Source organism: Candidatus Gorgyraea atricola (assembly GCA_030765235.1).
In the GTDB taxonomy this organism is placed as follows: Bacteria; Omnitrophota; Gorgyraeia; order Gorgyraeales; family Gorgyraeaceae; genus Gorgyraea; species Gorgyraea atricola.
The window spans coordinates 1-19,211 of record JAVCCW010000007.1; the positions used below are offsets into that span (position 1 = coordinate 1).

The 19,211-nt window shown below is 41.1% G+C and carries 8 protein-coding genes, 2 tRNA genes and 1 riboswitch; of the genes, 3 read left to right on the forward strand and 7 right to left on the reverse strand.

The annotated features are described in order from the left end of the window. From P9L93_01620 to P9L93_01630, 3 genes are all read right to left on the reverse strand, one after another. Positions 1–9,712 (reverse strand): cysteine peptidase family C39 domain-containing protein (locus tag P9L93_01620; protein MDP8229785.1); only part of this gene is annotated, 9,712 nt, incomplete at its 3' end. 54 nt (positions 9,713–9,766) lie between these two features. Next, a riboswitch (cyclic di-GMP riboswitch) is annotated at positions 9,767–9,842 on the reverse strand. Between the two features lie 247 nt (positions 9,843–10,089). Next, on the reverse strand, positions 10,090–10,335 hold the full coding sequence (locus tag P9L93_01625; protein ID MDP8229786.1) for a hypothetical protein: 246 nt from the start codon (positions 10,333–10,335) through the stop codon (positions 10,090–10,092). A 147-nt stretch (positions 10,336–10,482) separates the two neighbouring features. Continuing rightward, positions 10,483–10,560 (reverse strand) — tRNA-Glu (locus tag P9L93_01630). Positions 10,561–10,757: 197 nt separating this feature from the next. Between P9L93_01630 and P9L93_01635 the strand changes: the two genes are divergently transcribed. The 3 genes from P9L93_01635 to P9L93_01645 are packed head-to-tail and all read left to right on the forward strand — an operon-like array spanning position 10,758 to position 14,346. After that, positions 10,758–11,918, forward strand: coding sequence for an FIST N-terminal domain-containing protein (locus tag P9L93_01635; GenBank protein ID MDP8229787.1), 1,161 nt, complete (start codon positions 10,758–10,760; stop codon positions 11,916–11,918). Positions 11,919–11,923: 5 nt separating this feature from the next. Continuing rightward, complete coding sequence (locus tag P9L93_01640) at positions 11,924–13,393, forward strand: GAF domain-containing sensor histidine kinase (protein MDP8229788.1); 1,470 nt, start codon at positions 11,924–11,926, stop codon at positions 13,391–13,393. Between the two features lie 20 nt (positions 13,394–13,413). Beyond that, entirely contained in the window at positions 13,414–14,346 is a 933-nt protein-coding gene (locus tag P9L93_01645) for a response regulator (protein ID MDP8229789.1), read from the forward strand. Between the two features lie 157 nt (positions 14,347–14,503). Here the strand turns inward: P9L93_01645 and P9L93_01650 are convergent. The 4 genes from P9L93_01650 to P9L93_01665 form a co-directional block, all read right to left on the reverse strand. Next, positions 14,504–14,590: transfer RNA gene (locus P9L93_01650), tRNA-Leu, on the reverse strand. Positions 14,591–14,941: 351 nt separating this feature from the next. Beyond that, a complete protein-coding gene (locus P9L93_01655; GenBank protein MDP8229790.1) occupies positions 14,942–16,687 on the reverse strand; it encodes a phospholipase D family protein in 1,746 nt (581 codons plus the stop codon). A gap of 9 nt (positions 16,688–16,696) precedes the next feature. Next, the gene (locus P9L93_01660) at positions 16,697–16,825 is read right to left on the reverse strand and encodes a hypothetical protein (protein MDP8229791.1); all 129 of its coding nucleotides are present in this window, start codon (positions 16,823–16,825) and stop codon (positions 16,697–16,699) included. 360 nt (positions 16,826–17,185) lie between these two features. Beyond that, positions 17,186–18,802, reverse strand: coding sequence for an ATP-binding cassette domain-containing protein (locus P9L93_01665; protein ID MDP8229792.1), 1,617 nt, complete (start codon positions 18,800–18,802; stop codon positions 17,186–17,188). Positions 18,803–19,211: the final 409 nt, after the last annotated feature.

Genomic DNA, 19,211 nt, shown 5'->3' on the forward strand with positions numbered 1-19,211 from the left:
AGAAGGTCTTGCCGTTTGAGTGTGCTGCGTCAGTGGCTGTAAACTCACCGTTTTGTATGTGCTGGATGGTGGTGGTGGATGTCTGGTTACCGAATAAGTCAGTGACGTCTGCGGTGGAAGTGGTTTTAACAGTTTGAATGAGATAGGCCTTCTTGCCGTTTTTCTCATGCCAGCCATAGGTGTATTCGGTTATGACTGTATTATGGACTATGGCTCCGAAGAGATCCATTGAGTCGTAGGTTACAGTCATCTTGTCTATAAAGAAGCGGCCGTTTTTGAAGTGTGATGCGTTTATAGTGGCAGAGTGATTCGAGATCTTGCTGCCAAACATGTCCACTGCAGCAAGGCCATCTGGCCCGGTCTGAGTCTGGGTATAGGATATAATATCTATGCCACCCCAGAATGTCTTGTCTGCTGAGTGGACTGCATCTAGATCTGCAACAAAAGCTCCATTCTGGATCTCCTGAATGGTGGTAGTGATTGTCTGGTTGCCGAATAAGTCTTCGCCTGTAGCAATAGTGGTGGTCTTTACGCTTATATTAAGGTAGGCCTTTTTGTCATTGTCTGGATTAGTGTACCAGCCGTAGGTGGTTTCACTAACAACATTCGTGTGGACTATGCCACCAAAGAGATCCTGTGTATCATATGTAACTACAGTCTTATCTACGAAGAGTCTGCCATTTTTGAAGTGATATTCTTCGAGTGTAGAAGTGTAGTTTGTGATTTCACTGCCAAACATATCTACTGCAGTAAGTCCGTCTGGTCCAGTTTGAGTCTGGGTATAGGATATTATATCTATGCCGCCCCAGAATTTTTTACCTACTGAGTGGATGGCTTCGTCATCTGCAACAAAGGCTCCGTTCTGGATTTCCTGAATGGTGGTGGTGATTGTCTGGTTGCCGAATAAGTCTTCGCCTGTGGCAATAGTGGTGGTCTTTACGCTTATATTAAGGTATGCAAAATGTGACTTCAGCATCAAACGCAATTCTTCTTTCGTAACTAATTGCGCTGCTTTTCCAGGAAGATTGATCAAAAGCGTCTCGTTATCTCCAAGACCTTCATATAATTCTAAAAGCAGGTCCTCTACCTTATCCATATAAGCAGTCTCATCTGACCAGCCATACTTCGCAGCTATCTCATCTGGGTCCAGGTCATTTAGTATCATGAGCTCATCTATGTCATGAGGTATTTCCTCATACCAGCCATAGGTAGTCTCTGATGTGACACTATTATGGACTATGCCGCCAAAGAGATCCTGTGTATCATATGTAACTACAGTCTTATCTACGAAGAGTCTGCCATTTTTGAAGTGATATTCTTCGAGTGTAGAAGTGTAGTTTGTGATTTCACTACCAAACATGTCCACTGCAGGAAGGCCATCTGATCCAGTCTGGGTCTGGGTATAGGATATTATATCTATGCCGCCCCAGAATTTTTGACCTACTGAGTGGATGGCTTCGTCATCTGCAACAAAGGCTCCGTTCTGGATTTCCTGAATGGTGGTGGTGATTGTCTGGTTGCCGAATAAGTCTTCGCCTGTAGCAATAGTGGTGGTCTTAAAAGAGCTTATCAGATAACCAAGACGCGAAGGAGTATCTTCGTGGAGTTCTGCAATATTAATAGTCTCTACTTCTTGATAAACTTCTGCGCCAAATAAATCAATGCTGTTTGACTTTGTAATTACCCTTGTTGCAACAGGAACACCATACTCGCATACATATTCTTCATTGATAGTCTCAGAGGTAACACTGCTGCCAAACATGTCAACACTCTCAGTAACAAGGGACTGCAGCTCTGTAGCATTAATCACGCCCCAGATATCCAGACCATCAGGTGCAGTTGTTATTCCATATTCATTCTTTGATATCTGCGGAGTAACAATCGTGACAGAATTACCAAATATATCTTCTCTATCACTTGTTGAAGTAACCTCTGCTGTATCTGCTAAATATGCAAACTTGCCTTGGCCATCTGATTGCAGAGCGTATGCATTGTTTGTGACAGTCCTGGAAGCATATGAAGAGCCATATAAATCTATGCCCTCTGTCTCAGATATAGTCTCTACCCCAACCTGTTTTCCATAATGATTATCTCCTGCCTCAAATGTAGTGGTGCTCGTGGTTGTAAATTTATTGCCGAACGTATCAATACCTTCTGTGATCATAGGGCTTGTCTCTACAGCACTGACTATTCCCCAGTAAGAAACCTCCTCATTTGTACGCGGATCAATGAAATCACATAATCCATAATTCGCAGTAACTTCCTGGGACTGGACTGAATATCTGGCATTTCCAAAAAGGTCTTCTCCTGAAGAAGAAGTCACTGTCGCGGTTTCTGTTGCAAGATACGCTGTTCTTCCATCCTTGCCAGTGACCTCTGAATAGCTATATGTAACTATGGAATTTGTTTCGCTTGGATTGCCAAATAAATCAAAACTACCACCTAAATAACTCGAATTTGCTGTATCAACCAGCGGCTGGCCCTTATCAACTGTATACGTATTGTCAGTATGAGTCTTGTAGGTATTGCCAAATATATCACGACCTGTTGCATCGTTATAGCCAGTTGCGCCTACGAGAGCTGTTTCTGCTTCTCTTCCAGTATCAGGATCAGCGTAAAGACCATACTCATATTTCATATAAGAAGAGCTGTTCGAGGTAATACCCATGAACGTCTCATCTGTCCTTGTCGTATTAGCATAATCTACCCTTGGCTGGCCATTTACAAGAGTGTAGTGATTTATAGCAGTGGCTGTATAAGTGCTTCCGAATATGTCCTGGCCCTCTGTCGTAGACTCTCCTTCAACATGCTTAAAGAGCCCTATCTTTATCCATTCAGTGTCCTCATCAAGATATTTTTCCTTAATAGTTCCGTCTTCATTTAAATATTCATCAGGGATCTCATCTATGGTCTCTGTGCCATACGTGTAATCATAGCTTACTGTACCATTTGCATGGATTATGGTCCCATCAAACGCAGTAGAGTCACTGACAGTTGAAGAGAGCATGACCTTTGCCTCTCCGCCTATAATCTCGTATGTATTCACTGTAGCGCTTGCTAAAGGATTTCCAAAAACATCCTCTCCCAGCGTAAGATTTGCCGCTGAGATGTTTATGGCATCATCTGTGCCATCTCCATCTGTATCGACGGATGTAAGGTAGTCAATGAAATCCCCATCACTGATCCATGTCATTATCAAATCTAAATCATTTTCATCAAGCTGCCCTTCATCCAAGCTAAACTTATCAAAACCAATTGTTCCATTACAATCCGCACCTATCACAACACCTGTATTATCATAGATATAATGGATCATGCCTATGGATGTGTTTATGGACCCATCGAGATTCTTAGAAGTAGTAAGCGAGATTGAATATATAACCTTTGCCTCGCCTGCTATCACCTCATATATATCTGTGCGCCTGGTAATAGAAAGATTTCCAAAGATATCCTCTGCCCAGCTAATGCCGCCACCCTTAGCGCCGATAACCTGGCCAACATTATTGTATTCATAACTAACCCATGAATCTGCTCTTACAAATGAGCCGTCTAGAGAAAATGAGGAAATGCTTGTCCAGTGCTTTGAGCCTTCATCCCATTCTGGGGCTGGAGGAGGTGGCGGAAGGAAAGGTTCTGACGGTGGCGGAAGGAGTTCTCCTGAAAGCATGATAGGGGGTTTCAGCGGAAGTGATTCTTTTTCAGGAGGGCCCCTTCTTGAAAGGACAAATCCCTGAAAATCTTCTCTGAATTCATCTATGTCAACTTTGTATAGATTTCCATCAGACTCGAGTAAATAAACAATGTCATTTTGGATCTTTGTTATAACAACTGCATGGTCCCCTCCTACCTCAGCAATTACAGGCCCCTCCATCCTTTTAAGCTCACTAATGGTAACATTGTAAAGCCCAAGATCTACGCCCTTAGTAAATGCGACTTTGTGCAAGCTGTAGAAAGAGGTGTATAATATAGGCGTCTGGCCTGGTTTAATAATTCCAGCAGCCAGGTCGCTCAAGATAGTTTCAACTGCAAGGTCCTCTAAAGAGGTCTTTATGTCAAATTTTGCTAAAACATTGTAAAGCGCTTTGGATGCACAGTTAACTACATAGGCGCCCATCCTTCTCAGCCAATCAGTAATCTTTCTCAAGCCCCCTGCATTTTCAATAAAATTATTCACACCAGGGCCAAGGAACTTCTGCTTGAACTCCAATTCCTTTACAACGCGATCCACAATGCGGCTTGCCATCTCAACAGAAATAGTTGGCAATAAACTATCAGCAAGCGCCGAGCTCCCGACCATCATCGGCATATCAGCTCCAGCAACCATAGGCAGTCCTGGTGCCAATGCATAGCCTGTCCAGTCTTTTATAAAATCATCGATCGATACTTCATAGAGTTTATCATCAGTATCAATATAATAGACATTGCCATTTTCTACCTTTGTCACAACCACTGCATGGTCCCAGCTAACATGCGCTATTACCGGCGAGGTGATTGTACTGAGCTCATTCTTGGTCCATTTGAAGAGGCCAAGATTTAAACCTTTAGAAAAAGCTATTTCCTGCAATGCATAGAAGGATGTGTATAGAATAGAGGATGAGCCTGGCTTTATAGTGCCATTTATAAGATCGACTAATATAGTATCGATCGCTATCTTCTCAAGTGTAGTTCTTACACCTTTTGCCTTAAAGATCCTGTAGAGTGACATGGAAGCGCAGTTCACCACTAAGTCACCCATGTTCTTAAGCCAGTTAACTATATCTGTGATCTTGTCCTTTGCAGCCTGGAAAGTCAGGTTTAGATTTCTTGCGAACTGCGATATATTTGCAAGCAGTCCCTGTTCAACTCCTTGAACCACTTGCGTAGTATCAACACTAACACCTTCTAAAGTAGCTACTGGCGCGCCAATTCCCCATGGTGCTGGCGCTGCAGCAGTTGGAGATGGAACATCTGGCACACCGCCTCCCATAATAAGACTGCCTCCTGGATCATTATTGCCATCGTACGAGACAATTTTATAATGATAATAGTCTCCAGGGATAAGACCATTATGTTCATAAGTAAGTGTGTCCCCTATAGATAAATTACTCGTTCCAGTCTCAGTATGTTCTAACACCCAACGCGAATCATCCTCTGTAGGATTTATAGAATCATTGGGATCATGAATGAAATACACTTCATATTTGTGCGCATTAGCAACGTGTTTCCAATGTATTGTAAGCTTCTGCACATCTGATGTAATGCCGTCAGGATCAGAGGTTGGTGCGTCTGTACCTTGATATTTAACGCTATTTGTACCAATAGGAGAATCATTAACCTCAGTATCTTCGCCATCAAGATTTACTGCAACTATTTTGTAATAATAGCTTGAACCTACATTGACATCTGTATCTTTATAATTTCGACTTGTTAAATTATTGGCTATTCTATTATATGTTCCACTTTTTCTTGTAGACCTGTAAACTTCGAAACGATCCTGGCTATTTCCAGAATAGTCCCAAGTAATATATAACTCTCCTGGTTCAGAATTTGAACACTTTACGTTTTTAGGAGTCTCTGGGGGCTCCCAGAAACAATGCGCACTAACTTGGGCACTTAGTTTCTCGTTTCCATCTTTGGACGCCTTTATTTGGTAATTATATGTACTGCCTCTTACAGCTGTTTTATCTAGGAATGTTTTATGATAATTCTTTGCAGGATCAGACTCAATAGTGCCAGATAATGACTGCCAGCTGCCAGAGCCTGTTTGTCGCTCGACAACCATATCGTCACCTGGATCCCCATAATAATCCCACTCTAATCTAATCTGTCCATATACGAACTCTGGATCATCTTTATTATTGGGATTATTAGTAAACGCGGAATCCATCACGCCGATGGGAGAGAAGTTTGCATAATAAGGAGCGGAAGAAGTATTAGTGGGGAAAAGATTTCCCAAATTCGATGTTGGCAGTCCAGCAATAGAGGGATTGCTTTGAAGAGAAGCCCAATCAATTGTCTGATTGATACGGAAATCAGGGCCAGCGTCCATATTATAGCTTATTCGAATTACTTCTGGAAAATATCCTTTAAAAACTGTGGGGGCATCTGTACTGCCAATTGTGATCTCTTGATATTTAAATGTCCCTGATGTTATTTCACCCCCTAGGGTATAATTTCGGATTACGCGAGGTTCAAAAAGATCTCCGCCCCTGTTTATTAATCCTATCTCTTCAGTATAATATATCAATGTCGGTGCGCCATCGAGAAGCGGATTTGCAGTAGTCTGCTCATCCTGCAATTGAGTAATTATATCGCTAACATTGTTCATCACCGATCTTGAACCAGGAGTATTATCAATAGTAAAATCAAAATCAGCTATCTGCTGAGTAATAGCTGGATTATCATTATCTGTCCTTGTCAATGTAACGTGCGCCAATATATCATAATTTGCCTGCCTTGTAAGTGTAATTGTTGCAGTAACATCTGCCTCCGATAAACCTGTAGATGTAAAATAGTTTCCAGCTGAAGCCCCCACTACAGTTGGTAAACAATCAGGTATCAAATTAATTTGCACAGATTCCCCTACGCCAGGTGTAGGTGTGTCTAATGCCTGGTAAACCCAATCTTTGTCAAGGTCTATTGCAATAGAATAATTGGCTCCTGGCGAACCTTTCAGGCCACCATTTGCTTCACTCTTTTCCGTGATATCAAAAGTGAGTTCTTTCCATAAGCCAAAAACCCCGTCCTCTGTCCATGTAGCAGTAACGCCTTCCAGATATGGCGCATCAGTTAAGGTTAGAGATTCTGGTGTTTCTACTGGTATATCTGGCGGCGGAGCAAGTGGATCAAACATAAAACCATTTGGATAAACATACATGTTTCTCGTAGTAAAGTCTCCTCCGATTGTGCGTAAAATATCTATAACTTGCGATACAGCACCATTCTTTGCCCATCTCGCGCCTTTAATGATATACTGATTTCCTGCAGCACCAGTTCTTTGTACTGTAGCATAAATGTAGGATAGGTCTGGTGTATAAGTAGGATTTCCATCTGCGTCTTTGCCTATGTTTCTTTCCTGGCTTAATGCCTCATAAGTTGCTGAGTCTACGCCTCTAACAGGAGGCTCTGCATTAAATCGACGTTTTGCTGTAATAATGACCTCACTCTTTCCAGTGCTCCAGTTGTGTACAGTTATGTCTCCCGAATTCTTATCTACATCTATTTCACTTCTGCCATCTGAGTTCCAGGTATGGTATGTAATTTCTGTTGGATTGGTTTTTGTGTCCTTCCAAAGCTCCCAACCACCATCCTCAAATTCCATCTTCATCCAAGTATAAGCATCGTTATGTTCAAAGTTATAAGCACCTCTTATTGCCTGCGCTTCTTGAGTCTCAAGCACCTGGGCACCTGGTATTGCTTGAGATGTAAGCACATTGCCATCCCATTTATAGCTGAATTCAGTTATGTCTTCTGTTTTCTCAACACCATTGTCAAGATAGGTAACGTGTGTATCTGTTGCGCTCTGGATTATAACGAAGTGATCTTGTCCCAAGCGCGCTATAACTGGCTGAGAGATCCCTTTTAGTTGGTCAATGTTAATGTGCACACCCTGAAGCAAGATGTCCTGTTTTTCAGCTGCCTTCATCATTGCATAGAATGAAAGCTCTAACTCTCCTTTGGCATTCTCAGGGGTTATTACACCAGTAAGCACGTCTGTCAATATTGCATCCCTTGCGATATGTTCTTCTTGAACCTCTGCTCCTCCTACCTGTAATATATTTTTAAGCGCTCTTACTGCGCAGTTTATTACATTAGTAGAAGACTTCCATAGCCAGATCATTACTGTCTGGACCTGTTCTTTCGCGAGAGTTACTATTGACTTACGCTCTATCTTTAGCTCTTCAGCTATCTGGGCTATCTCTTCCTCTCTTCCTGAAGCCTGGGCTTTAGATATATCAAGCATGGTCTCTTCTAGATCTGCCAGCATTGTGCCAAGGCCTTCAAATGGATTTGGGATATTAGGTTCTGTCTGAGTGGATTTTAATCTTGGTTGGCCATTTATGATCTCGTACTCATTTACTGTGTGGGTGGAGAACATTTCTCCAAAAAGATTTATGCCTGTTGTATCTGTATATCCCCTGGCGCCTTCTCCTGTGTAATTACCCATCTCATCATAGATATATTCTACGTGACTAGTGCTTGTGGTCTCTGTGCCAAATATGGTCTCGCTCACGCTCTCAGTATCAGATGAAACCCTTCTTGGCTGACCGCCGATTACATCATATTCACTTATTGTCTGACTCTCATATGTTGAGCCAAAAACATCCTCGCCTGTAGTGGTGCTTATCTCGCTTGCATCCACTATCATATTATTCTCGTCATATACATAATCAAAGCGCGTACTAGTATGCGAGGTAGACGTATCGGCATTTACCTGCTCTATCTCAGTGGTGGTATACACGATCTTTAACTGGCCATTTAATATTTCAAAGTGCTGGGTCGTGGTGCCCTCATAGCTATTCATGGCTGTGCCATTGACATCTACTGCGCCACCGCTTATAGTAGTTACTCCGCTTGCGCCTATCAGGCTACCACTAGAATCATAGGAATAAGTAAGTGTATTTTCACTTACTGAACTTGTGCCGTCTCTATTCATCTGTTTATCAATCGAATGAGACTCGAGCATGTGGCCTCTTTCAAATTTTCCATCCCAGTCAGTAAGAGTGATGTTACCGTATCCATCCATGGTCTCCTGATGATACCCTGTAAGATGATCACCTTCATACGTAGGACTTGACCACTGGGTGGTAGAAAGGATACTGCCTGTTGCGTCCTTTACTATTTCAGTATAAGAGGTTGCTCTTTTCTGGGAATCATATGAGTCACGGGTCGTTGACCAATCCCTTACCATGGTTGTTCCATAAGCATCTGTTATAATCTCTGTGTAGCCAAGTAGATATTTCCCAGCAGAAGTATTAGAACCTGCCCACCAAACAGAATCATCAGAATACCTGCCATTGCGCCACTGGATCTGCGTTGTATTGCCTAGAGAATCAGCTATATCTGCATCATATGAGGTCATAAGCCTTCGGCCGTCATATGTCATGTTATAAGTATTTTTAATCGAACGCTGGCCTAGCGTATCATAGACAGATTCATTGAGGATCCTAGAAGGCAAGCCATCTTTGTAATAGATCTTTGAGCCATCTTTATTGAGCGTGTAGCTAAATTCACTCGATGCTGCAGCTGATTCAAATGTCTCTCCGCGCGCCTTCATCACCTGCTGATTGATGCGCTGCGCCTCCTGCGCCTTTTCTGAGCTATCCATGTATAGCCCCTTATTTACGTTATATAGATTAACATCTCTCTGGCGTCTATCCTCTTCTATCTGCTGCTGCCTGCGCATAAACTCTTCTTGGCGCTTTATCATATTCTTCACAGACTCTAAACGCTGAAAGCCAGATCGTTCGCCGTATTTCTTTCTGGGAACTAACTGGCTTCTAAAAGTTATCTCTGTTTCTTCGGGTAGTTCTTCTTTGTGGTCTTTCTTGAGGATGGATTTTGAAATGAAATTGCCTATTCTGGGAATTATTCCAGGGGCTCCTGCGGATGGAGATGTAGTGACAGCTATGGGTGAGAAATCCATAGCCCAAGCTACATCATATGCGAGAAAAGCAATCACTACAGTAATAGCGATTACCTTTACCCATTTTTTACTTTGCCAGTCTAACATCGGCCTTGCCCCCTTCAAAAAAATAGCCGAGCTGTCTGTTCTATCTTTTCTCCCTTCGGCAACTCGGCTATCCTTGTCAGGATCCTTGGTTTTGCGCCCCATGATTACTCATGGTTTGCTATTATCGGAGAGGCTTAAAATCAACTTCAAATTCTTTTTAAATATGCTTAATTGACTCTAAAAAATATTACCCTGTTTTATTTAAGGTTTTGTTCGCTATCCTTCTTCTATATATAGTATATATTACACAGAAGGCAAAGTCAAGGGTAAACTTTTCAAACTTTTTTTAAAAGGTGAGTGTTTTACCTTTCTTGGGCAAAAAATCAGCAAGAAAACGTTTTAATGACTTAAAATTGCATTTAAGCGTTGGACCTTTGTTAACCTTTGTTAACTTTGCTATGTATGTCGAGAAGAAGCGCTATCATCTCAGAAGCAGTATAGAAAATGAAAAAGTATACAACGCCAAGTAATAGGCCGATAAAACCTGTTGATCTTGGGGCATCAGGGGTTCCACCACCTACGAATATCACTATTGCAGAGATAGCTCCGACTGCAACAGAAACCCATGATAATACCTTAAAAATGGTAGAGCTAAGCTTTAGAAACTTACACGGTGTCATCATTTACTCCTCCTCTCAGTTATAACCTGTTATATTTCAATGTGTTATACAATTTATGATACGGTTATGATACGGTTCCTTCTTCTATACCACATGTATGGCTTGCCATCCGAAGCATGCTTCGAAGAATAGCCCCATTTGAGCGTAGGATGGTAGCCCCAACCGGATTTGAACCGGTGTCTTCAGATCGAGAATCTGACGTCCTAGACCGAGCTAGACGATGGGGCCCAAAGTCTCGTCCAAGGTCCAGCCTTAGACATTTCAAAGAACATCTACTGTCTGACGATTTAAATCCGACCTACGAGGTCAGACAGGTAACTTATAAGTGTATAAATTTTACCAAAGATTATAAAAAAGTCAAGTTTTTTTACACTATATAGTAAAAGGTATTGACACTTCTCATCTTATTAGGTATTATTTGAACAATGGCTACTATATTGGGCACTGGGATAAGTACTAAGCTTGATTCCCTTGCAGCAGGAAAAGAGGCTGCTCAGATTGCCCATTACAGAATAGGAAAACGAAACGCAAATATAGCAATCGTCTTTATCTCTACGATCTTTGACCAGGAGTTAGCTATAAAGGGTATCCGTTCTGTAATAAGAGAGGTACCACTCATTGGATGCAGTTCTGCAGGAAGCATAGCAAGTTCCGGGATATCCAGAGGCTCAGTATCTGTGTCTCTTATAGGGTCTGAGGTAATCAGCTTTTCCCTTGGAATAGCAAAAGGTGTCTCAAGAAATGCCCGTTCAGCAGGCCATGAAGTCGCTAAACAAGCTCTTTCAAGATCAATTAGATCTAAGACCACTAAAAGTCTTATGATATTTTCTGACAGTCTTTCAGGAAACAGCGCAGATATACTAAGAGGCGCCCAGGAGATGATGGGTACCAGCTTTCCCGTAATAGGCGGTGGCGCTGCGGATGAGCTATGCTTCCAGAAAACATATCAATATATAAATAATAATATTTACACAAATTCTGTCGCAGGACTTCTCTTTAGCGGAGACATAAATATAGGGGTTGGAAAGGCTCATGGCTGGCAGCCTGTTGGAAAACCGCACAGAATAACAAGAGCCAGTTCCAATATTCTAAAAGAGATCGACAGAAGGCCAGCTATTGAGCTCTACGAAGAATATCTTGGAAAATCATTCGAAGAATTAAAGGAATTAGGCCTTGGTAAGCTGGGCGTCAGTTATCCCGTTGGCATAAGACTGAAGGAAAAAAACGAATATCTTGTAAGATCTCCTCTAAAAGCAGAAGATAACGGAAGTCTTGTTTTAAACGCGGAGCTGCCTGAAGGAGAAGATATCAATCTCATGATAGGCGATAAAAATATGGCGCTTGAGGCAGTCAGAAGGGCCTGCATGGAAGCAATGGAAAACATTCAAAACCGCAATATAAAATTTATAACATGCTTCAGCAATATAGGGCGCTACCAGCTCCTGAGAGAAAACTCCATCAAAGAAATAGAGATAATAAAAGAGATCTTTGGCGAAAACATACCCATATTGGGATTTTATAGCTATGGCGAATATGCCTCTGACTTTCAAAATCAGGCAATATCCATAGCTGCATTTTCGGAATAACAGTTATGAATATATACTATTCTTTTATATTAATTCTGGTCGGAACCATTGCTATTATAATATGTTACTCTGAAAGAAAAAGACGCATATACTCTGAAAGGAAAAATAGATACCTGCAGAACATAATCAACCAGCTCGATGAGCAGGCAAAGATGATCATAAAAACAGACTTGGCGCTGAACAAGGTCCAAGAAGAATTGGATAAAAAAATAATAGGGCTTTATACGCTTCATGAGCTTGGGAAAAAAATAAATTCCACGCTCAATATAGAAGATCTATTTGCCCTTATAAAGCCTGCCCTGGTGTCTAAGCTTGGTTATTCGAACGCCCTTATCGTGTTAAAAGATAAGTATTCAGGAAAAATAAGCGTAAAAAGTGCCATAGGATATTCTGACAATGAGATCAAAAAAATAGAAACGCGGCTTAATAAAGGAGACTTTGCTTCTCCGCTCTTAAGGAAAAGTAAATTTCTTCTAGTAAACACTGATATGAAAAAGATAGAACATGAGGATATCTTTTCAGACATATTCAAGACTGACTCATTCCTGACAGCCCCTATTGTGGCAAGGAACTTAGCTGTAGGATTTATACTAATGGGCAATCCATCCAACTATGCCAAACTTACAGAAGGCGATGTAGAGCTTTTATCTGTATTAACCAGTCAGATAGGAACAGCTATTGAAAACACAAGTCTTTACACAGAGCTCTTTGACTCACATCAGGACTTGGAAAGGCGCGTAAAGGAAAGAACTCAGGAACTTGACAGGCTTAATGAAGAGCTCCAAAGACTCAATAAGATGAAATCCGACTTTGTATCAGCGGTTTCGCATGAGCTCAGGACACCTCTTACCTCTATAAAAGGTTACGCCTCTATACTCATGACAGGGAAATTGGGTGAGGTCGCGCCTGCCCAGAAAGAACGCCTCCAAAAAATAGATAAGCATTCAAATAGCCTCACGCGGCTCGTCAATAATCTTTTAGATATAGCAAGGATAGAATCAGGCAGGATGCAAATGGACACAAGAGAGATCTCTGTAAAGGAAACGCTGGATTCTGTCATGGATATTATTGCGCCCCAAGCTAAGGAAAAAAATATAACACTAAAAATAAATGTAAAAATAAAACCGGATAGAATAAAAGCTGACCCTACCCAACTGGAAAGAGTATTTATAAATCTTCTAGGCAATGCTGTAAAATTCACTCCTGAAAAGGGAAAAATAACCATATCATGCCATGATAAGAAGGATCTTGTAGAATTCAGCATAGAAGATACTGGCATGGGCATTCCAAAGGAAGATGTCGAAAAGGTATTTGAAGAATTTTTCAGGTCAGATAATGCGCTGGGTCAAAAAGTAAAAGGCACAGGCCTGGGCCTATCCCTTGTTAAAAAAATCATAGAGGCACATAAGGGCAGGATACGAGTAGAGAGTGAATTAGAAAAGGGCACAAAATTTACATTTAGCATACCAAAATAATAAAGATAAGGAGTCTCTAAATGTCAGCAAAAAAAATATTAATAGTAGATGATGATTTAGATATACTGGATGTTTTAAGAATAACTCTTGAGGCTGAGGACTATGAAGTAATAGAAGGTCATGATGGCGAGGAGGCGCTGGATATTATTAAAAAACAGGCGCCTGATCTACTGATAATAGACTTTAAGATGCCGAAGATGTGCGGGGATAAAGTCTGCAGTATCATAAAACAGGATATCCTGGCCCAGCACATGCCTATTATAATGCTTACAGGTAAAGGTGAGGTCACTGATAAAGTACATGGCATAAATGCAGGCGCGGACGACTATATGGTAAAACCCTTCGAGCCGCAGGAACTGGTAGCGCGCGTCAAAATGGTGCTCCGCAGAAGCGCCAGGGATCTGGATGCCAATCCTCTGACCAAACTCCCAGGTAATGTCTCCATACTTAACGAGATACAGGGACGCATAGATAAAAAAGAGGCATTCGCGATCTGTTACGTAGATCTTGACAAATTCAAGGCGTTTAATGACAAATATGGATTCGGAAGAGGTGATGAGGTAATAAAAAATACCGGGAAGATCCTGATAAACTCTGTGCAGGAAAAAGGCACGTCTCTAGACTTTATAGGCCATATAGGCGGCGATGACTTCGTAGTAGTAACAATGCCTGAGAAAATAGACGCGTTATGTAAAAATATTATAGGAAAATTCGATCTCATGATCCCAAAATTATACAGTAAAGAGGATAAAGAAAAGGGTTATGTGGTAGCAAAAGACAGGCAGGGCGAGGTAAAAAAGATGCCTCTTATATCTATCTCAATCGGGGTAGTGAATAATAAAAAGAAGAAGATAAAACATGTTGCAGAGGTAGGGGAAATAGGCGCAGAACTAAAAGAATACGCTAAAAGCATCAAAGGAAGCACCTACGTAACAGAACGCAGGAAAAAGTGAGTGGCTTGCCATCCGAAGCATGCTTCGAAGATTCGCTCTATTTGAGCGTAGGTCTCCTGCGCTCATGCGTTGTTGATCTCTGTAGCATGCTCCGGAGACTAAAGGTGGTTTACCACCCGAAGTATGCTGCGAAGATTCACCCCATGTGAACGTAGGGTGGTGCGCGGGGCGAGATTTGAACTCGCATAGCCTTGCGGCCACAAGGCCCTCAACCTTGCGTGTCTGCCAATTCCACCACCCGCGCAAAATTTTCAAAGAAAATTTTATCCTGAAGCGCCGTTAAGCAATATGACGAATAGGAACATTGTAGGCGCTGAAAGACTTCTGAGAGGTCCTTCGCTTCGCTATGAGACTCCTATTCGTCGTCTCATTACGCTCGCTCAGGATCAAACTCGCCTTTGGCGAGTTTGGCTGCGCTAAGCTGTACAACCTATAACTATATCTCTTAACGCAAACAAGCCTATTATATAGAACATGACACCAAATATCAAGAAAATTGGCAAATAAGAGATAAAGCTATAGCGAGAATTTGTCCATTTTGTCCGCTATTTTTTGGTCAATAATTTTTTAACTCTTTTAAGCGTATTTTCCCTATTTACATTATATGTTCCATGGGACCAAAAAAGGACTTTATCAGCCTTGCTTTTATTTCTTTGCTGGTAAATGGGGCGTCGGGAAATGGGCCGGCTGATATGTAATTTTTATAAAAATCCTCCTGATAAAACGGGACCTCTTCCTTTCCTTCTATTAATTTAAAACTTGCTGTATAGCCAAATGGCCAAATATCGATAATCGGGATGACGCTCATAACATTATGCATGAATTCGCTAAAATGGGCTACGACTGGGACATGCTTGTATATACCGATCGTCCAACTATTTTCAGGGGTCATGTCATTAAGGATATTTTGCGTAACGGCTTGCGTGAATTCTTCGTCATCTATGATTACTCCTGCTTCAGTATTTAAATTAGCTGACCGTGGATCTATATTAAACGAACCGATATAAACCCTATCATCATCTACAATATATGTTTTTGAATGGATGCAGACAAGGGAATCCTCGCTTCTCTTGATGCCATCAAGCGGAGGAACCATTATATCAACGTCTTCAGGATACCTTTTCAGCTCAAATATCCGCCATTTTAGATCTTTGACATAAAATTTCTTATATTTGTATGAAAAAGCATAGGCGTAAAAATGATCTGCCGCGGCCAGGCTGTTACTCGACACCAAGATATCAATTTCTGGTTTATTGCGTCGCAATTTTCTGAATAATTTTCTCCCTTTACTGCCCAAGATAAGATAAGGTGTTTGCATTATAATGCGCTTTTCTGCCTTGGATAACAATCTGATCAACCCATCAACGGCCGAACCACCGCCTATCAAACTATTTTCTGTAGTTTTCCCGGGAGGATCTGCTATAAACTCGACCTTGTTAACGTTAAAAATATTATTCGTAATCACTCGGCGCATATACTCTAGATCTGTGGCATGCGAATCTAATTCATGAAAGAAATGTCCTTTTAGGGATTTATGGGATTTTTTAAATTCCTCGGAAAACCCTTTACTGATCTCCCTTTTAATATCTATCATCTCGCCGCTTGGAACAGATAGATAATAATGCCAATAATCACTAAAGGAGTCTGTCATTGTCTTGACAACAGGGCCCACCACTAATACATCTCTGTCTTTGAAATTTCTCTTCGAACCTCTATCAAAGTAATCATTTTGATAATTTCGGCCGCCAGTAATAGCAATGTGATCATCCACAATAAAAACTTTATTATGCATCCTTTGATTAAGTTGCCCGAATTTGGTTAACCCCCATAAATAATCCAGCTTTGAGGAGCTCACCTTTTTAGCGTTAGGATTATAAAATTTTATCTCTAAATTCGGATTGTCAATAGATAGGAAAGCTACTGTCTTAGGATCCAGGCTATGCGCAAATTGATCAACGATGATCTTAACCTTTACCCCTCTCTTAGCTGCCAGAGTAAGCTCCTGCATCATAAAGCGGCCGGTTTCATCATTTGACCATATATATGTTTGAATATAGATAGCTTTTTGGGCGGATCTTACCAGGTGGATCCGCGCTAATAGGGCCTCATCACCTATATCTAAGAGCGCGCAGTAATGCGCATTATTATTAAAGGATTCCTTAATTAGAGGGGTAAAGTGGGGTGCGGTATATTCAAGAACTGGCATACCAATATGAAGATCTTCAACCTTTTCAAGGAATTCGCCTTCACGGCTATCTGTAGCGCCAAAACTATATGAAGGCAATAAAAAACAATGTCCGATAAAAATGACTATACTTACAAATCGTACAAACAATCTCATCACGCTATTTCATGCCTTCCTTTTCTTCATCTCGCCCTCTGGCATCATCCTGATGTATTGAAGGATCTGTTTTTCATTCTCTGTCAGTATAACATTTTGTCGGGCGACTTGTTCCAATCCGCTAATAGCTGTTTGCATTCATTGCGTAAAAATCCAGAAACGAGCTTTATTTTAGTTTTCCCCAGCGCTTTTAAGTGGTTATGCTATTATAGTATAGCTCTTTCTGCCATTCAATTCAAACAGAAAGGACATATCTTAAATCAAAAAGGCCTGTTATATGGCCGAATAGCTGCGACACTACGCTTGAGAAACTAAATGCCAATTCAGAGATAAAGAGATAGGCTGGCGAGATTTATCCGTCTATTTTAGATGAAATAGATTACTTCGTCGTCCGCCTAGGCGGACTCCTCATATAGAACAGAGTGTCAAATATCAAGCATAATTGGCAAATCAGAGATAGATTCCGCAACTCTTTAAGGTATGAAATGTTACAGGATTTTAAGAATATAATCGATGAAGTTGCTTTTTAATATTTTCATCGGATAAATATTCGTCAAGCGTTATGTTGGGGCGATCTATAAAACCCCTGGGCGTGATCTCAATAATGCGGTTAGCCACGGTTTGAATCAGCTGATGGTCATGCGAAGTAAATAAAATAGCCCCGCCAAACCTCTCCATGCCCTTATTCAATGATTCGATTGATTCTAAGTCCAAATGATTGGTCGGATGATCCATGATCAGCACATTAGGCTGGGCCAACATCATGCGAGACAGCATGCACCTGACCTGCTCGCCGCCGGATAAGACTCTGACCTGTTTGAAAGATTCATCGCCGGAAAAAAGCATACGTCCTAAATATCCGCGCACAAAAACCTCGTCAGTATTATTCGAATACTGGCGAAGCCAATCGATAAGATTACAGTCTACATCAAAATATTTAGCATTATCCTTGGGATAATAAGCATGGCTAATCGAGGCGCCCCATTTAAAATTACCGCCATCAGGTTGTATCTCTCCCGCCAATATCTGGAATAAAGTTGTCTTAGCAATATTATTGGACCCGACAAAAGCTATTTTATCGCCTTTCTCAATAGTAATGGTAAAATTCTTAAATAAAACCTGCCCATCGAGTGACTTAGATAAATGATTGATTTTCAAGATATTGTTTCCGGCTTCGCGAGCCTGTTCAAAATTTATATACGGGCTCTTTCTCGAAGAAGGCTTGATATCCTCAAGGGTAAGTTTTTCCAAAGTCTTCTTGCGGCTGGTTGCTTGCCTGGCCTTAGAGGCATTAGCGCTAAAACGGGCGATAAAATTTTTCAACTCTTCTCTTTTTTTCTCTACCTTTTTATTAGTTTCGATACGCTGTCTTAAAATCAACTGGCTGGATTCTAACCAGAAACTGAAATTACCCGGATATAGCTGAATATTGCCATAATCAATATCCGCGATATGCGTACAAACCTTATCCAGAAAATGGCGGTCATGAGAAACCACGATAGCAATATTTTCAAAGTTACATAAAAATTCTTCGAGCCATTTACAATTTTCGATATCCAGATGATTGGTAGGCTCGTCGAGCAATAAGATGTCAGGGTTACCGAATAATGCCTGGGCCAAAAGAATACGCACTTTCTGCCCTTCTTCCAGCAGCTTCATCTCGACCTCATGGAATTCTTCTGAAATGCCCAGATCGCTTAACAATTTAGCTGCTTGAGATTCAGCGTTCCATCCATCCAGCTTAGAAAACTCTACCTCAAGTTCAGAGAGATATATCCCATCTTTATCAGAAAAATTCTTTTTAGCGCAGAGCATGTCTTTTTCTATCATAATATCATAGAGTCTTTTATGCCCCATAATAACAGTGGTCAGAGCCGTGTACTCATCAAAAGCAAACTGATCCTGTTTTAAGACTGCTATACGTTTGTTGGGAGATACCGCGACTTCTCCTGCGGTAGAATCAACTTCGCCGGAAAGAATTTTTAAAAACGTAGATTTTCCTGAACCGTTAGCTCCTATCAGCCCATAACAATTCCCTGGAGAGAAAACTATATTTACATTAGAAAAAAGCTTACGCGCGCCATAGCGCAACGATATTCCATTAGATGAAATCATATTTTAAAATCCTTAAATATTTATAGATAAAAAAAGGCTCTGACTAACATCGCTAATCAGGGTCTAGATTATCTCTCCCTCTGGAATTAGAGAGATTTAAGAGGTCCTTCGCTTCGCTATGGGGCTCCTATTCGTCGCCCCATTACACTCGCTCAGGATCAAACTCGCCTTCGGCGAGTTTGGCTGCGCTAAGCTGTATAACCTACAACTATATCTCTTAACGCAAGCAAGCATATTATATAGAACATAACGCCAAATATCAAGAAAATTAGCAAATAAGAGATAAACGATGTCCTATATAAAGACCTGGACATTTGCTCGTACGGTGTAATTATTGGGTATATATATTGCATAGATAGGGTCGGGTCAATTTCAAGTATCCAGCAATTTGGCAACTATCTTCTGCAGA

Bases quoted from the DNA above. Each gene is read 5' to 3' on its own strand.
- P9L93_01660 (MDP8229791.1), bottom strand. From the start codon at position 16,825: ATGCAAACAGCTATTAGCGGATTGGAACAAGTCGCCCGACAAAATGTT.
- P9L93_01640 (MDP8229788.1), top strand. From the start codon at position 11,924: ATGAATATATACTATTCTTTTATATTAATTCTGGTCGGAACCATTGCT.
- P9L93_01645 (MDP8229789.1), top strand. From the start codon at position 13,414: ATGTCAGCAAAAAAAATATTAATAGTAGATGATGATTTAGATATACTG.
- P9L93_01665 (MDP8229792.1), bottom strand. From the start codon at position 18,802: ATGATTTCATCTAATGGAATATCGTTGCGCTATGGCGCGCGTAAGCTT.
- P9L93_01625 (MDP8229786.1), bottom strand. From the start codon at position 10,335: ATGATGACACCGTGTAAGTTTCTAAAGCTTAGCTCTACCATTTTTAAG.
- P9L93_01635 (MDP8229787.1), top strand. From the start codon at position 10,758: ATGGCTACTATATTGGGCACTGGGATAAGTACTAAGCTTGATTCCCTT.
- P9L93_01655 (MDP8229790.1), bottom strand. From the start codon at position 16,687: ATGAGATTGTTTGTACGATTTGTAAGTATAGTCATTTTTATCGGACAT.